This window comes from Microbacterium sp. CFH 31415, from assembly GCF_022538185.1.
Lineage (GTDB): Bacteria > Actinomycetota > Actinomycetes > Actinomycetales > Microbacteriaceae > Microbacterium.
Window position 1 is genome coordinate 1 of sequence record NZ_JAKYXC010000011.1, and the last position, 16,135, is coordinate 16,135.

The window sequence follows — 16,135 nt, forward strand, 5'->3', positions numbered from 1 at the left end:
GAGGGGTACACCGAGCTGACCACGGGTCTGGAGAAGGCCATCGAGGGCATCTCCGACATGGGTGAGTCGCTGCGCAAGATGCAGCAGGCGATCAAGGACACCGACCAGGCACTCGCCGGCAACTGACCGTCTTCCGGCGCGCGGCGGCACTCCCGCCGCGCGCCGTCCTAGCTGGAGGATCACCCCGTGGCCGACATCATGCTGGACCTCGAACGCCTGCAGACGGCTCGAGAGGGCCTCGCCGCCGCGATCGCGGAGTTCGAGGAGGCCTCGAAGATCAACAGCGGTCTCGAGAAGGACATCGGCCGTCCCGACGACCGCACCGCTCTGCGCGACAAGGCCTCGGACTTCGAATCGAAGTGGGACGGCAAGCGCGGCAAGCTCAGCGAGAACCTGTCCAACATCCACGAGCAGCTGTCGTCGATCGTCGACGGCTGGCAGGAGTGGGATGCCGAGACCGCGGCCGACATCGAGGCGGCACGCGATACGAGCACGACGAATGTGAGAGCGGTCTGATGCGGTCACCCCACGGCGGTCACGAACTCCGGCAGCTGGAAGGCGAGGCCGAGGAGATCTGGAACCGCGGCGACGCCTGGGTCAAGCTCGGCGACGTCATGAAGCACACCTCGGCCGAACTCACGGCGATCGGCGACTCGTCGATCCACAAGAGCAAGGGCACCGAGAAGCTCGCCGAGATGGCGAGCGAGAGCGCCGACGATCTCGAAGCCGCAGGCGTCCGCTATCGCGAGACCGGACGCGCGCTGCGCACCTACGCGAACGCCCTCGAGACGGCCCAGACCTGGCTGCGGCGCAACCTCGAGAACGTCGAACAGGCGGAGCGGGCGTACCAGTCCGCGCTCGACGCCAAGGCCGATGCGCTCAGCGCACAGAACGCGCTCACCACCGTCCCCGGGGCTGACGACCCGACCGAGGCCGAGAAGAACGCGGCCGACGCCGAGGTGTCGTCGGCGACGACGGCGCTCACCAGCGCCACCACCACCCGCGACGGGCTGTGGACGGAATTCGACCAGGTGTTCACGAAGTGGTCGGATGCTTACGACGAGGCCGTCGAGGACATCCAGGGCGCGATGGACTCGGCCGACAACAACGACGGGTTCTGGGAGTTCGTCGACAGCGCGCTCGACGTTATCGGCATCGTGCTGATCGTGCTGAGCGTGATCGCCCTCATCATCGGAGCGCCGCTGACAGGTCTTCTCGGACTGGTGATCCTCGGGCTGACGCTGCTCGTCGTCGGGCTCACTCTCCTGCAGTTCGCGTTCGGGAAGGCGACGTTGAGCGACGTCGCCTGGAGCCTCGTGGGCCTGCTGCCGTTCGGCATCGGCAAGGTGCTCTCGCGTGGCGCCCCCGTGCTGTCGACGGTCGTCCGCGGGGGCCGTGGCGTGACGACCGCGGCCATCCGGTCGGGGCTGCCGCGTCTCAGCCTGCTCCGCCCGACCACCTGGACATCGCCGATCCGCTCGCTCGTCGCGCCGGTGCGCTCCTGGCTCGCGCTGCCGCGACCGGGCATGTTCGTCAACCCGTTCCGCTCGATCACCATGGGCGGCCCGGAGGCCGTGCAGGTGCAGAACTTCCTGAACACGATGCGCACGACGCCCTGGGCGAACAACCCCGGGGTCACAGAGTTCATCACCCGCACCGCGGGCGCGCTGCCCGGCCGCGGCGAGCGTCTGCTCAACGTCGGGCTGTGGACGTCGTTCTCGACCTTCGACGGACTCGGCGTCGCCGACGCCCAGCCCGACATCCCGGTGCTCGAAGATGTGCAACTACCCTGGGGACGATGAGTACGCGCAGCCAGCGACGCATCCCGGTCGCCGGGATCGTCTGCCTCAGCGCCGTCCTGGCGCAGGCGGGCATTCTCGTCGCGTTCCTCGTCGGCTCCCTCGCGCTCTCCGGCGCGCAGGTCACAGCCGGCGGTGACCCCGCCTGGGAGGCCGTCGTCCCGTTCCCGGTCTTCCCGGTGCCGCCCTGGCTCATGATCGGCCTCGCGGTGATCGGTCTCGTCGCCGGGATCGTGTGGGCGGCGACGGCCCGTCCTGCCGATGCTGCGGTGCTGACCGGCGGCGTCGGCCCCGCCGTCGCAGGCGCCTTCGCGTCAGGATTCTTCATGTTCGCCTTCGCTGACGACGGCGTGCCGCTGGGCGCCTTCGGCATCGCGCTCGCGATCGGCACGGCCACCGTGGTCGCGCTCTTCGCTGCGGCCGTGATCCACGGTGCGCGAGCCGACCGGACGGCGGCAGGCGACAGCATCGAGCAGGGGACCGCATGACCGGGCAGACCGCGACGCAGAGGCCCACGGGCTTCCACATCATGATGCCGCCCGGGTGGGTGCGCTACCTCGTCGACGACGAGGGCAAGCGCGCGCTCCTCAGGCAGACGTCGGCGCGCATGCGCGACCTGTCACGGCCCGACCTGGACGCACAGGCCCGCACGCTCGTCGAAGGGCAATGGCGCAAGCTGATCACCTCCGGGGTGACGGCGGTGTACCTGCCGGTCGAGACGACCGAGATCCTGCCGCCCGCGAGCATCGCCGTGCGCCAGCACGTCGCCCAGCCCGGCCGCACCTTCGAGGAGTCCATCCGTGCGCTCGCCGGCGCCACCGTCGAGTCCTTCGACACCCGGATCGGCCGCATCCTTCGCTGGCGCTCCGAGGCGCAGGGCGCCGGAGAGCTGTCGGCGATCCGCACGCGCCAGGTCGGCTACGCCTTCGCCCTGCCCGGCAGCGACCGCCGCGGGCTCGTGTTCGTGTCGGCGATCCCCTTCCCCGACGGCGCCGACCCGGCGATGGTCGAGGCCATGACCGAGCTGTCCGACACGATCATGGAGACCTTCCGGTGGCGATGAACGTCGAGTACACGATCGAGCTCGATCACCGCGTCTGGATCCCGGTGCCGCTCGTCTTCCCGTGGAACGGGTATGCGGATGCCGCCACCTGGGCCCACGATCTTTCGACGAGCCTGATGTCGGGCATCGACGCGCCCGACGAGGTGCGCGCCGCGCTCGAGCAGGCCGCGGTCGCCATGGCCGACGTCGATTCGCCGCTGCCGGGCGCGCTCGAGCGGTTCTGGCACCTGCCCGTCGAGGGCGGTCCGGAGCGGCTCGTCCACCTCTACGTCACCGAGACCGAGGCCCGCACCGCCGAGGAGCTCGCAGAGCTCGCCCGCGCGGGGGTCGGCGGGTTCGTGCAGACGGTCACGGTCCTCGAGGGCACCGCCTTCGACGTCGCGCTGCGCGCCGTCGTGCTCACCGACCTGCCCGATCGCCGCATCGCCGTGCTGCGCACGCTGGGGCTCCGCGGTGGCCACGTGTTCGTCGTCGAGCTCATCGAGGAGCAGACGGCAGTGCTCGAAGAGCTCGAACCCGCCGTCGAGGCGCTGTTCCGCTCGATCCGCGTTCGCGTCGAGGGCGATGAGCGCCCCCGCGCCACAGCCCAAGGAGCCTGGTCATGATCCTCCGCGTCGGCCTCCTCATCGTCGGGGCCCTGCTCTTCGTGTTCCTCGCCTGGGGTGCGATCACCACCTGGATCACGGTGTTCAGCGAGGGAGCGGGCACGTCGATCGCCGTTTCCGGACCGGGCAACGACCGGGGCGAGGGCCCCGCTCTCGTCGGCGCCATCGTCTTCACGCTCTTCGCGCTGCTCGCCGGCGCGGCGGCCGTGGTTGCCGGTGTCGCACTGGCAAAGGGGCGCCGCTGACCGCTGACGCCGGGCTGTTCGCCCACGGCGACGGGGCTGTGTCGGGGCGCGTTTGCCGCACCCCGGAATCCCGCGTATCATTGATCGGGTGTGCGCCCACGCGCGCCATCCGCTGTGCCTAGGCACGGAGGAGGCACGCCGAGCGCCACATCTCAGGGAACGACCTGCGAACAGGTCACCCCCACGGCATATCCACCACACAAGGCTCGGCATCATCATGCCGCTCCGGTGGATGAATGTGAGCCCGCCGCGTCACGAATCGCAAGATCCGGATGCTGCGGGGGAGACACGAACGCTGTCACCGTGCAGCACCTGGGTGGAACCGACGGAACCGCCCAGCCGACATAGGAGAGAACGTGCCAACCATTCAGCAGTTGGTTCGCAAGGGTCGCTCGCCCAAGGTCTCGAAGACCAAGGCGCCGGCGCTCAAGGCGAACCCGCAGCAGGCGGGTGTCTGCACCCGCGTGTACACGACCACGCCCAAGAAGCCGAACTCGGCGATGCGCAAGGTCGCCCGTGTCAAGCTCCGCAACGGCACCGAGGTCACCGCGTACATCCCCGGCGAGGGCCACAACCTGCAGGAGCACTCGCTGGTGCTCGTGCGCGGCGGTCGTGTGAAGGACCTCCCCGGTGTGCGTTACAAGATCGTTCGCGGCGCCCTGGACACCCAGGCCGTCAAGAACCGCAAGCAGGCCCGTAGCCGCTACGGCGCGAAGAAGGGTTGAGTTAGATGCCTCGTAAGGGACCCGCCCCGAAGCGCCCGGTCGTCAACGACCCGGTCTACGGCGCACCGATCGTCAGCCAGCTCGTCAACAAGATCCTCGTCGACGGCAAGAAGTCGCTCGCCGAGTCGATCGTCTACACCGCCCTCAAGGGTGTCGAGGCGAAGAACGGCCAGGACGCCGTCGCGACCCTCAAGAAGGCGCTCGACAACGTGCGCCCGACCCTCGAGGTCAAGAGCCGCCGCGTCGGTGGCTCGACCTACCAGGTGCCGGTCGAGGTCAAGCCTCACCGCGCCAACACGCTCGCTCTCCGCTGGCTCGTGAGCTACGCGAAGGGTCGTCGTGAGAAGACGATGACCGAGCGCCTCCAGAACGAGATCCTGGATGCCTCGAACGGCCTGGGTGCCGCGGTCAAGCGCCGCGAGGACACCCACAAGATGGCCGAGTCGAACCGCGCCTTCGCGCACTACCGCTGGTAATCAGCTTCGTGTCGCCGGCCGGAGGCGCGCCCTCCGGCCGGCGCATCCCGAATACGTAAGGAAGACATCCCGTGGCACAAGAAGTGCTCACCGACCTCAACAAGGTCCGCAACATCGGCATCATGGCCCACATCGATGCCGGCAAGACGACGACGACCGAGCGCATCCTGTTCTACACGGGCGTCAACCACAAGATCGGCGAGACGCACGACGGCGCTGCCACCACCGACTGGATGGAGCAGGAGCAGGAGCGCGGCATCACGATCACGTCCGCCGCTGTGACGTGCTTCTGGGACAAGAACCAGATCAACATCATCGACACGCCCGGTCACGTGGACTTCACCGTCGAGGTGGAGCGCTCGCTCCGCGTCCTCGACGGCGCCGTCGCCGTCTTCGACGGCAAGGAGGGCGTCGAGCCCCAGTCCGAGACCGTGTGGCGTCAGGCCGACAAGTACGACGTCCCCCGCATCTGCTTCGTCAACAAGATGGACAAGCTGGGCGCCGACTTCTACTTCACGGTCGACACCATCGTCAACCGCCTCAAGGCCAAGCCGCTCGTGCTCCAGCTGCCCATCGGCGCGGAGAATGACTTCGTGGGCGTCATCGACCTGGTCGAGATGCGCGCGCTCGTCTGGCCCGGCGACGCCAAGGGCGACGTGACCATGGGCGCCAAGTACGAGATCCAGGAGATCCCGGCCGACCTCGCCGACAAGGCTGCGGAGTACCGCGAGAAGCTGATGGAGACGGTCGCCGAGTCCGACGAGCACCTGCTCGAGAAGTACTTCGGCGGTGAGGAGCTCACGGTCGCAGAGATCAAGGGCGCGATCCGCAAGCTGACGATCGCGTCGGAGCTCTACCCGGTGCTCTGCGGCTCGGCGTTCAAGAACCGCGGCGTGCAGCCGATGCTCGACGCCGTCGTGGACTACCTGCCGTCGCCGCTCGACGTCCCCGCCATCGAGGCGAAGGACCCGAAGAACGAAGAGATCATCATCGAGCGTCACGCCGACCGCGACGAGCCGTTCGCGGCGCTCGCGTTCAAGATCGTGACGCACCCCTTCTTCGGTCGTCTCACCTACATCCGCGTCTACTCGGGTCACCTCGACTCCGGCGCCCAGGTCGTCAACGCGACCAAGGGCAAGAAGGAGCGCATCGGGAAGATCTTCCAGATGCACGCCAACAAGGAGATGCCGGTCGACTCGGTCACCGCCGGTCACATCTACGCCGTCATCGGCCTGAAGGACACCACCACGGGTGACACGCTGTCCGACAGCGCCAACCAGGTGGTCCTCGAGTCGATGACCTTCCCGGAGCCGGTCATCGAGGTCGCCATCGAGCCGAAGACCAAGGCGGACCAGGAGAAGCTGGGTCTCGCGATCCAGAAGCTGGCCGAAGAGGACCCGACGTTCCGCGTCGAGCAGAACGCCGAGACCGGCCAGACGGTCATCAAGGGCATGGGCGAGCTGCACCTCGACATCCTCGTGGACCGCATGAAGCGCGAGTTCAAGGTCGAGGCCAACGTCGGAAAGCCGCAGGTCGCGTACCGCGAGACGATCCGCAAGTCGGTCGAGAAGCACGACTACACCCACAAGAAGCAGACGGGTGGATCGGGTCAGTTCGCCAAGATCCAGTTCACGATCGAGCCTCTCGAGGTCACGGCCGACAAGATCTACGAGTTCGAGAACAAGGTCACCGGTGGCCGGATCCCGCGCGAGTACATCGGTCCCACCGACCAGGGCTTCCAGGACGCCATGAACGTCGGCGTGCTCGCCGGCTACCCCATGGTGGGTGTCAAGGCGATCCTGCTCGACGGTGCCTCGCACGACGTCGACTCGTCCGAGATGGCGTTCAAGATCGCCGGCTCGATGGGCTTCAAGGAGGCCGTCCGCCGCGCGAACCCGGTCATCCTCGAGCCGATCATGGCCGTCGAGGTGCGTACGCCCGAGGAGTACATGGGCGACGTCATCGGCGACCTGAACTCGCGTCGTGGCCAGATCCAGTCGATGGAGGACGCCGCCGGCGTCAAGGTGGTGCGTGCCAACGTGCCGCTGTCGGAGATGTTCGGCTACATCGGCGACCTGCGCTCCAAGACCTCCGGCCGGGCCGTCTACTCCATGGAGTTCGACAGCTACGCCGAGGTCCCGCGCAACGTCATGGACGAGATCGTCCAGAAGACCAAGGGCGAGTAACCCTTTCTCCGGGACCCCTCGGCGACGCGGGGTCCCGGAGCACAACTTCACACTGAATCACCAGATCCGCCTCTACTAAGGTGGAGATATCCCCGTAGACGACCGGTCGCAAACCAGCGCCCGGACCTTCTACACGAACGTCCTGAGGAGGACCCAGTGGCTAAGGCCAAGTTCGAGCGCACCAAGCCGCACGTGAACATCGGAACGATCGGTCACGTCGACCACGGCAAGACCACGCTCACCGCAGCGATCTCGAAGGTGCTCGCCGACAAGTACCCGTCGGCCACCAACGTGCAGCGCGACTTCGCGTCGATCGACTCCGCTCCCGAGGAGCGCCAGCGCGGCATCACGATCAACATCTCGCACGTCGAGTACGAGACGCCGAAGCGCCACTACGCGCACGTCGACGCCCCCGGTCACGCCGACTACATCAAGAACATGATCACCGGTGCCGCTCAGATGGACGGCGCGATCCTCGTGGTCGCCGCCACCGACGGCCCGATGGCTCAGACCCGTGAGCACGTTCTGCTCGCCAAGCAGGTCGGCGTGCCGTACCTGCTCGTCGCGCTGAACAAGAGCGACATGGTCGACGACGAGGAGATCCTGGAGCTCGTCGAGCTCGAGGTCCGCGAGCTTCTCTCGTCGCAGGACTTCGACGGCGACAACGCGCCGGTCATCCGCGTCTCGGGCCTCAAGGCTCTCGAGGGCGACGCCGAGTGGGTCGAGAAGATCGTCGAGCTCATGGACGCCGTCGACGCGTCGATCCCCGACCCGGTGCGTGACAAGGACAAGCCGTTCCTCATGCCCATCGAGGACGTCTTCACCATCACCGGCCGTGGCACGGTCGTCACGGGTCGCGCCGAGCGTGGCACCCTGGCCATCAACTCCGAGGTCGAGATCGTGGGTCTGCGCCCGACGCAGAAGACGATCGTCACCGGTATCGAGATGTTCCACAAGCAGCTCGACGAGGCCTGGGCCGGCGAGAACTGCGGTCTGCTCCTTCGCGGCACCAAGCGTGACGACGTCGAGCGCGGCCAGGTCGTCGTGAAGCCCGGTTCGGTCACCCCGCACACCAACTTCGAGGGCACGGCGTACATCCTGTCCAAGGAGGAGGGCGGCCGTCACAACCCGTTCTTCACGAACTACCGTCCGCAGTTCTACTTCCGCACCACCGACGTCACCGGCGTCATCACGCTGCCCGAGGGCACCGAGATGGTCATGCCCGGCGACACCACCGACATGACGGTCGAGCTGATCCAGCCGATCGCCATGGAGGAGGGCCTCGGCTACGCGATCCGTGAGGGTGGCCGCACCGTCGGCGCCGGCACGGTGACGAAGATCCTCAAGTAAGTCTTCCGACTTACGACGAGACGGAACCCCCCAGGCTTCGGCTTGGGGGGTTCCGTCGTCGATGCGGATCCGCTCGTTGCCTAGGATGGTGGGGACATGACCGAGCACCCGGACGCGCGGCGCCCCGAGATGACGGGGCATCCTGTTCGCGAAGGCGTCGCGCTCGTCGCCACGGTCTGGAACGAAGAGCCGACCATTCACGCGTTCCTGGAGGGGCTGAGGAGACAGACCGTCCACCCGCAGGAGATCGTCGTCGTCGACGGCGGCTCCACCGATCGAACCGTCGCCGAGCTGCAGGCGTGGCGGCCGCCGTGCGGATGCCGGGTGCGTGTCGTCCTCGAACCCGGCGCGGGAATCGCCGCCGGCCGCAATGCTGCGATTGCCGCCACGCAGATGCCGAGGCTCGCGGTGACCGACGCCGGGACCGAACTCCGCGCCGACTGGCTCGAGCAGCTCACAGAGCCCCTCTCGCGCACCGACCCGCCGGATGTCGTCAGCGGCTTCTTCGAGCCCGCGGGACGCACCTTCGCGGAGCGCGCCATCGCCGCGACGATCACCCCGACCGTGGACGAGATCCGCCCTGAGAGCTTCATGCCCTCCAGCCGATCGGTCCTGTTCAGCCGCGATGCATGGATGGGGGTGGGCGGCTATCCGGAGTGGCTCGACTATTGCGAGGATCTGGTCTTCGACTTCGCGCTGCGCGACTCCGGGGCACGGTTCGAGTTCCAGCCGAAGGCGATCGCCGGATGGATCGGACGACCGAACCTGCGCGCGTTCGCGAAGCAGTACTTCCGCTATGCCCGTGGAGACGGGAAGGCCGGTCTCTTCCCTCGGCGACATGCCGCGCGGTACGTCGCTTATTCGTATGCGCTTGCCTCAGTTCTGTTCATCACGAAGCTGCCTGCGCTGTTCCTCATCGGCTGCGGCGGGCTCGCCCTCTACATGATCCGTCCAGAGCAGCGCGTGCTCGCCCGGCGCGCTCGGTTCACACGGAGCGAACTGATCCGCGCCATCCTGCTCGCGCCGGTCATCGTGATCACCGGTGATCTTGCCAAGATGGCGGGCTACCCGCCGGGCCGCGTGTGGCGTCGGAAGCGTTCCGGCAGGCCGACGGCATGAAGGGCCGACGCAGTGCTGCCACGCCCACAGGGCATCGGCGGGTGATGGTGTGGCGTGACCTGGTGCTCCCCGGCTCGGAGACGTTCATCCGGAACCAGATCGACGCGATGACGCGATGGGAGCCCGTTCTGGTGGGTGTGCGCAGCATCGAATCACCGATCCGGCGGGACACCGATCTCGTGCTCTTCGACGACTCGTTCTTCGGACGCGTCGAACGCCGACTCTTCGCGGTGTGGGGCTGGTCTCCTCGGCTGGACCGTCTGCTCAAGAAGGGCGGTGTCGGCCTCATCCACGCGCACTTCGGCATGGGGGCGGTGAGTATCGCGCGCACGGCGCGTCGCCTCGGCATCCCTCTCATCGTCACGGTCCATGGCAACGACGTGACGAGGACGGATCTGCGGTCGGGCACCGGCGGCCGCGAGGGGCGCGCCTACGCGCGGAGATTGACGGACGCGTTGCGCTACGCGACCACCGTCGTAGCCGTATCGCACTTCATCGCGCGGCAGGTACGCGACGGCTATGCCGTTCCTGACCACAAGGTGGCCGTGCTGCCGATCGGCGTTCCGTCCCGGTCTCCCTCGGCCGAGACAGAGCCGCAGCGAGACATCCTCTTCGTCGGGCGCCTCGTCGCCAAGAAGGGTGTCAGCGATCTTCTGACCGCGGTCGAGGTCGCGGGTCACCAGATTCCACCTCCCTCGGTGTGCATCATCGGAGACGGCAAGCTGCGCGAGCAGCTCGAGGCGGAAGCGCGGGCGCGGGGAGTGAACGCGACGTTCGCCGGCGCGAGGAGCCCTGATGATGTGGAGAAGGCGATGCGGACTTCCCGCCTCTTCGTGGCGCCCTCCCGCACTGCCCCCGACGGTGATGCAGAAGGACTCGGAATGGTCTTCCTCGAGGCGGCGCGGGCGGGACGCCCGGTGATCGCGTACGACCACGGTGGCGTGGGCGAGGCGGTCGTGGACGGGGTCACCGGAGTCCTGGTGCCCGAGGGCGATACCGCCGCGCTTGCCGACGCCATCGTGCAGCTTCTCGGCGACCCCGAGCTCCGCAGCAGGATGGGTGAAGCAGGTCGGCGCCGTGTTGCGGATGAGTTCGACATCCGCACGTGCACCGCCGCACTGGAGGACGAGTTCGACCGAGTGGCGGGTGGTGGATAGTGGCGCAGCCGGCTGACACCGATGGCGGCGCGGAGTACTCGCGGATCTCGGTGGTCATTCCCACCTACAACCGCGCGGACCTGCTGCCGCGGGCCGTGCGCGCCGCCTTCGCGCAAACCGTCGCGCCGGCCGAGGTGATCGTCGCGGACGACGGCGGCGATGACGAGACGCGCGCGACGATGGCGCAGCTCACCGCCGAATTCGGTCCCTCGCTCGTGTACACGCGAACAGCCCCCGAGGCTCGCGGTGCATCCGCCGCAAGGAACGCCGGAGCGCGAGTCTCGCGCGGCCACGTCCTCGCCTTCCTCGACGACGACGACTGGTGGGATGCTGAATACCTGGCGCAGGCGATGACCACGCTGCGCGCCGAAGACGCCGAGATGGTGCTGACGCCGAACTGGATCGTCATCGATGAGGAGCGGCGACCGTTCATGACTCCCAGCGAGTCGAGCTTCTCGACCTTCCGTCCGGGCATGACCGGCTCGAACATCGTGGTGACGCGGAGAGCGTTCGATCGCATCGACGGCTTCGATCCCGCGATGTGGGTGATGAACGACGTCGACTTCTTCGTCCGTGCTCGCGCGGCCAAGACGCGCATCGTGGCGGCACGGGAGCGTCTCGTGTATCTCGAAGGCAGGGGAGTCGGCCACCTTTCGTCCGCATCGGAGCGCCGGGCTCTCGGCTTGGAGCACTTCATCGAGGTCCACGGATCGGAGATGGACCGAAAGTCCATCCGGTTGGTGAAGCGCCGTATCAGCGTCGCCAGAGCGGCATCCGCCGTCAGCATCCCTGCTCGCGTGCGTCATACTCTGGCAGTGATGTGGTTCTCGTCGGTCAGCGACTACACCGGGACGTTGAAGCGGAGGCTCGATGGACGCCGTCGGTCCTATTGACGTCGTGATCCTGTGGGTCGACGTCCGCGACCCCGAATGGCAGGCCGCCCGAGGTGCCGCCCGCGGAGGGTCGGGAGACACGCGGTACACCGGCGCGGACAACGACTGGGATACCCTGCGTTACCTCCTCCGGAGCATCGACCGGTACTGCCCGTGGGCGCGGCGGATTCACCTTGTGACCCCCGGCCACGTTCCGCGCTGGCTGGTCGAGAGCCATCCGCGACTCTCGGTCGTCGACCAGCGCGTCCTGCTTCCACCGGATGCGTCACCCTCCTTCAACTCCATGGCCGTGGAGGTGAATCTGGACCGAATCCCCGATCTCGCGCCCACCTTCGTGTACTTCAACGACGACATGCTCGTGCTGCGCGAGACGACCGTCCGCGACATCATCCCTCGCGGGCATCCGGCTGGATTTGCGGTTCAGAACGCACTCACCGCATCCAATGACTGGTCGCACTGGGTGCTCAACGCGGTGGGCGCCGTGAACTCCGTCTTCGACAAACGTCGTGTGATGCGGGCTCGACCGGCGCAGTGGTTCAGCCCACGCTACGGACGCCACGTGCTCCGAAACATCGCGCTGCTCCCGTGGGGATCGTTCACGGGGTTTTTCGAGCCTCACGTGCCGATGGTGCTGCGCACCAAGACCTTCGCGGATGTGCGACGTCGACTGCCCGAGCTCATCGAGACGACGACGAGATCTCGTGTGCGATCGCTCAGCGATGTGAGCCCCTTCCTGTACCGCTATTGGCAGCTGTGCACCGGTGACTTCAGCCCGGTGTCGCCAGACGCCTATGGCCGGTTCTTCGAAGTGAGCGCCGCGTCATTGGACGCCGTGGAAGCCCACCTGCGGTCGAGCAGGTCGCTCTTCGTCTGTCTGAACGACGGACCGGATGCCCATGCGGACGGTGTGCGGGAACGTCTGCACGCCCTGCTGGACGCGCGTTTTCCGCATCCCTCCGCCTTCGAACGGGAGCCGGCAACTCAGCCGGGATAGACAGCCCGGGCGATGGCGGGGTGAGCGCGACTGGCAATACGGTGGGACAGGATCATCTCCGGGTATCGGCTGTAGAACTTCGCCATGGAGGCGATCTCCCTGAGCCAGGGCATCCAGCGGAACTTACCCGAGGTCTCGCGCGCCCAGCCGTGGGTCGCGGTCGCCGTGGGCGCGAGGAGGACGCGCACCCCCTCGTGCCACGCGCGCAAGCCGATGTCGGAGTCCTCGTAGTAGATGAAGAAGCGCGAATCCCAGCCGCCGATCCGATCGATGGTCGCGCGGGTGCCGAAGACCGCGGCGCCCATCAGCCAGACGACAGGACGGGGAGCCGCGCCGTCAGAGGTCAGGAGATACCGGTGGTCGTCCCCGCGCAGGCGATTCCGGATCTTGGCGGTCAGCAACGGGAAACCTCGTCCGTTGGGCTGGATCGTCCCATCGGGGTCGAGGAGCTGCGGGCCTACGACGGCGCCCGTCTCGCGCGCGAGCTCTTCAAGGCGATCGATCGCGGCCGCATCGATCCCGACGTCCGGGTTCACGAATCCGATGAAGTCTCCGCGCGCCGTCGCGAGGCCGGCGTTGTTGGCAGCGGAGAAGCCGACGTTCTTCGGCAGCCGGATGACTCGCGCCCCCAGCGTCTCAGCGAGCGCCGCGCTGTCGTCGCTGGAGAAGTTGTCGACCACGATCCATTCGGTCTGATCGTCCATGTCTCGGTCGTGCCAGAAACGCATCAGCGCTTCCCGACTGTTGAAGGTCACCGTGATCAGTGACCGGCGCGGGCTTGAATGCGGCAACGTGCCTTCCACGGTCTACTTTCCTGTATCGGGGCCGGTTCTTGGAGACACTGGCCCAGGTGCACTGCCCAGGATCGCTCGCGCGCCCGTCAGCGATTCCCTGCGGCACGCGTTGTCGCCAGAACACCGAGCCAGCATACGCGCCGGCCCTCTGGGCACTTCGCCGCTTCAAGACGAGGACGGGGTGCGGGGATGCGAATCAGGCGCAACCACAGCCATGGCGCACTGCGCTGCAAGCGCACACAATGGCGGTTTCGGGCATGGTGAGCTGCCAGCGACCGGGGGACGAGATTGCGTTCCGCGGCGGCGGAGCACGGACCGACGTTGCTTCAGGGGGTTCGGCCTACCTCGGGGCGCTCCGTTAGGATCGACCAGTGACTGACGACGAAGCTCCGACGATCGATGCGCAGCGGATTCTCGTGGTCGGACACGGCGTCGCTGGACGGGGTGTCGCCGACGACGCCCTCGCGAAGGGCCACAACGTCGTCGGATTCCTCGATGATGAGCTCAGCTCGCCTGATGTCCTCGGCAGGCTCTCCGATGTAAATCAGGTTGTCCACGACAATCACGTGGACACCATCTATTTCGCCATCCCCACGATTGAGGCGGGGCGTTTGCGCGAGTTCATCGCGGGGCTTGAATCCGACCTCCGCCTGTCGATGCTTCCGCGAACGTACAAGACCATCAGCACCGAGGCAGTGGGCATTGGCGACCTCACCGATGTCGATATCCTCCAGTTGGTCGGACGACGACCCGTGAAGCACGACCTGCTCGAGGCGGAGGCGCTGGTCTCCGGACGACGCGCGCTTGTGACCGGTGCCGCGGGTTCGATCGGTTCGCGTCTGACGGAGCACCTCTTGCAGCTCGGAGCGGAGTCAGTCACCGCCTTCGACTGGTGGGAGAACGGATTGTTTCACCTTGCCAACAGGCTGGGCGACAGCCGGCTGCGGATCGTGGTCGGGGACGTGAAGAACCGCAGAAGAGTCGAGCGGGTCTTCGCCGACCACCGCCCCGATCTGGTCTTCCACGCGGCCGCTTACAAACACGTCCCGATTAATGAGGACAACCCGACAGAGGCCCTCGCGAACAACGCGCTCGGAGCCGAGATCGTCCTCACCCAGGCGATCGCCGTCGGAGCGAGCCACGCCGTATACGTGTCAACTGACAAAGCCGTGCGACCTGCCAACGTCATGGGTGCGTCGAAACGTCTCGGCGAGCTCCTTCTCCGCGATCTCGCCGGTACATCCGGGGAAACGAAGTTGACTGCTGTGCGATTCGGGAACGTGTTGCAGAGCAACGGGTCGGTGATGGAGACGTTCAGGCGTCAGATCGAGGCGGGTGGACCGCTCACCGTCACTCACCGCGATGTGACCCGGTACTTCATGACGATCGACGAGGCGGCCCAGCTGATCATCCAGTCGACGCACTTGGGTGAGAACGGCGACATCTGTGTTCTGGACATGGGCGATCCGGTGCGCATCATGGAACTGGCCGAGAGCCTGGTCAAGGCCACGGCTCCGCACGTGAAGATCGAGGTGACGCAGCTCCGCCCGGGCGAGAAGCTCTACGAGGAGCTGACCTACAACCCTGACCTCGCGACCAGCACAGATAACAGCAAGGTCTTCATCATCAAAGCCGAGGACGAGTTGGATGTCCCGGTCACCAAGATCCGCGAAGTCGTGACCGCGGCACGTGACGGCGCGCTCGATGACGACGGTGCCCGTCGCGCCCTCATCACAATGGGTTTCGCAATCGCCCCCCCCAAGACGGAGCTGCCTTGAACTCGCTCTCCGCGTCGACCGTGCTGGTAACCGGCGGCGCGGGGCGACTAGGTCGTCTCGTCGTTACGGCGCTGCGGGCGCGCGGCATTCGTACCCTCTCTCTTTCGCGGGGCACGATTGAACACCCGGATGATTTGCGGGCCGACTTGACCGACGCCGATGGTGTCATCTCCGCGGTTGCAGACGGTGACGTCGACATCATCGTTCACCTTGCCGCCGCAGTCCATCGTGACAACTCTCTCGAGAGCGGCGCGCGAATGGATGCGTCACTTGACCGACTGATTCGCACCAAGCTTCCTCACGCCGTCGTCTTCGCATCCACGGGTGCGGTGTACGGGGATCGTTCCACGGAGGCCGTGACTGAAGAGTCGCCGACGTTGGGTACGTCGCCATACGCCCTGTCGAAGTTGTCGTCCGAGAATGCTCTACACGCTTTGACCTTGGGAATGCCGGAGCTTTCGGTGACCACGCTGCGCATTTTCAACGTCGCGGGGCCAGACTTTCCGACGTCTCTCGTCCAGCGCCTTCTAGCGGCAGACCCCGCGCATCCGGCGACGCTCATTCGCCCGGACTCCTACGTGCGGGACTACATCCACCAGGCGGACGTGGTGAATATCATCTTGGCGGCGATGGATGACCCCGAACCGGGCTACCACCTGCTGAACGTCGGTGCTGGTCAGCCGATCCCGACTCGGAGTCTGCTGAGTTCGCTCGACATTTCGGATAGCGCCTGGGTGGAGGTGGACGGCGAGGAAAGCAGCAACTGGTGCGACAACGCACCCCTGGTACGTTCGTTCGGAATCGCCCCGCGTGTGCTGCCGACCCGCGCGTGGGGGTTGCGAGATCCCAGTGCGTGAGCGTAGCCCTGCCTGGGCCGCCGGGCGGTGACGCAGGGACGGAAGTTGCGCGGACCGCGCATTCGAGTCAAGAGTTTGACCGGTAGGATACATA

The 16,135-nt window shown here is 66.8% G+C and carries 17 protein-coding genes; 16 read left to right on the forward strand and 1 reads right to left on the reverse strand.

From position 1 onward, the window contains the following. Positions 1 to 186 precede the first annotated feature (186 nt). The 14 genes from MK786_RS13205 (at position 187) to MK786_RS13270 (ending at position 12,612) form a co-directional block, all read left to right on the forward strand. Positions 187 to 516 (forward strand): flagellar protein FlgN, encoded by a 330-nt coding sequence (locus MK786_RS13205; RefSeq protein WP_191766111.1) that lies wholly within the window; start codon positions 187 to 189, stop codon positions 514 to 516. After that, positions 516 to 1,802, forward strand: coding sequence for a hypothetical protein (locus MK786_RS13210; protein WP_241112716.1), 1,287 nt, complete (start codon positions 516 to 518; stop codon positions 1,800 to 1,802). Before MK786_RS13205 ends, MK786_RS13210 begins: the two co-directional genes overlap by 1 nt. Beyond that, a complete protein-coding gene (locus MK786_RS13215; RefSeq protein WP_241112717.1) occupies positions 1,799 to 2,287 on the forward strand; it encodes a hypothetical protein in 489 nt (162 codons plus the stop codon). Before MK786_RS13210 ends, MK786_RS13215 begins: the two co-directional genes overlap by 4 nt. Beyond that, positions 2,284 to 2,862: a hypothetical protein gene (locus MK786_RS13220; RefSeq protein WP_241112718.1), complete on the forward strand. Its 579-nt coding sequence runs from the start codon at positions 2,284 to 2,286 to the stop codon at positions 2,860 to 2,862. Before MK786_RS13215 ends, MK786_RS13220 begins: the two co-directional genes overlap by 4 nt. Continuing rightward, positions 2,853 to 3,467: a hypothetical protein gene (locus MK786_RS13225; RefSeq protein WP_241112719.1), complete on the forward strand. Its 615-nt coding sequence runs from the start codon at positions 2,853 to 2,855 to the stop codon at positions 3,465 to 3,467. Before MK786_RS13220 ends, MK786_RS13225 begins: the two co-directional genes overlap by 10 nt. Beyond that, the gene (locus MK786_RS13230) at positions 3,464 to 3,712 is read left to right on the forward strand and encodes a hypothetical protein (protein ID WP_241112720.1); all 249 of its coding nucleotides are present in this window, start codon (positions 3,464 to 3,466) and stop codon (positions 3,710 to 3,712) included. Before MK786_RS13225 ends, MK786_RS13230 begins: the two co-directional genes overlap by 4 nt. 356 nt (positions 3,713 to 4,068) lie before the next feature. Then, positions 4,069 to 4,437 carry a 30S ribosomal protein S12 gene (gene rpsL / locus MK786_RS13235; RefSeq protein ID WP_018171438.1) on the forward strand — a complete coding sequence of 123 codons (369 nt, stop codon included), beginning with the start codon at positions 4,069 to 4,071 and terminating at the stop codon, positions 4,435 to 4,437. Positions 4,438 to 4,442: 5 nt separating this feature from the next. Further along, complete coding sequence (gene rpsG, locus MK786_RS13240; protein WP_056117669.1) at positions 4,443 to 4,913, forward strand: 30S ribosomal protein S7; 471 nt, start codon at positions 4,443 to 4,445, stop codon at positions 4,911 to 4,913. Positions 4,914 to 4,984: 71 nt separating this feature from the next. Next, positions 4,985 to 7,099: an elongation factor G gene (gene fusA / locus MK786_RS13245; RefSeq protein WP_241112721.1), complete on the forward strand. Its 2,115-nt coding sequence runs from the start codon at positions 4,985 to 4,987 to the stop codon at positions 7,097 to 7,099. A gap of 156 nt (positions 7,100 to 7,255) precedes the next feature. Further along, positions 7,256 to 8,449 carry an elongation factor Tu gene (tuf, locus tag MK786_RS13250; RefSeq protein WP_241112722.1) on the forward strand — a complete coding sequence of 398 codons (1,194 nt, stop codon included), beginning with the start codon at positions 7,256 to 7,258 and terminating at the stop codon, positions 8,447 to 8,449. Positions 8,450 to 8,545: 96 nt separating this feature from the next. Then, a complete protein-coding gene (locus MK786_RS13255; protein ID WP_241112723.1) occupies positions 8,546 to 9,568 on the forward strand; it encodes a glycosyltransferase in 1,023 nt (340 codons plus the stop codon). Next, on the forward strand, positions 9,565 to 10,725 hold the full coding sequence (locus tag MK786_RS13260) for a glycosyltransferase (protein ID WP_241112724.1): 1,161 nt from the start codon (positions 9,565 to 9,567) through the stop codon (positions 10,723 to 10,725). Before MK786_RS13255 ends, MK786_RS13260 begins: the two co-directional genes overlap by 4 nt. Continuing rightward, the gene (locus tag MK786_RS13265; protein WP_241112725.1) at positions 10,725 to 11,618 is read left to right on the forward strand and encodes a glycosyltransferase family A protein; all 894 of its coding nucleotides are present in this window, start codon (positions 10,725 to 10,727) and stop codon (positions 11,616 to 11,618) included. The genes MK786_RS13260 and MK786_RS13265 overlap by 1 nt, the downstream gene beginning before the upstream one ends. Continuing rightward, positions 11,596 to 12,612 carry a stealth family protein gene (locus tag MK786_RS13270; protein WP_241112726.1) on the forward strand — a complete coding sequence of 339 codons (1,017 nt, stop codon included), beginning with the start codon at positions 11,596 to 11,598 and terminating at the stop codon, positions 12,610 to 12,612. The genes MK786_RS13265 and MK786_RS13270 overlap by 23 nt, the downstream gene beginning before the upstream one ends. Here MK786_RS13270 and MK786_RS13275 read toward each other — a convergent pair. Next, the gene (locus tag MK786_RS13275) at positions 12,600 to 13,415 is read right to left on the reverse strand and encodes a glycosyltransferase (RefSeq protein ID WP_308220045.1); all 816 of its coding nucleotides are present in this window, start codon (positions 13,413 to 13,415) and stop codon (positions 12,600 to 12,602) included. The two genes, MK786_RS13270 and MK786_RS13275, sit on opposite strands and share 13 nt — an antisense overlap. Before the next feature lie 362 nt (positions 13,416 to 13,777). On the opposite strand from MK786_RS13275, the gene MK786_RS13280 reads away from it, so the two are divergent. Both MK786_RS13280 and MK786_RS13285 read left to right on the forward strand, forming a co-directional pair. Then, a complete protein-coding gene (locus MK786_RS13280) occupies positions 13,778 to 15,184 on the forward strand; it encodes a polysaccharide biosynthesis protein (protein WP_241112728.1) in 1,407 nt (468 codons plus the stop codon). Then, entirely contained in the window at positions 15,181 to 16,041 is an 861-nt protein-coding gene (locus MK786_RS13285) for an NAD(P)-dependent oxidoreductase (RefSeq protein WP_241112729.1), read from the forward strand. The genes MK786_RS13280 and MK786_RS13285 overlap by 4 nt, the downstream gene beginning before the upstream one ends. Positions 16,042 to 16,135: the final 94 nt, after the last annotated feature.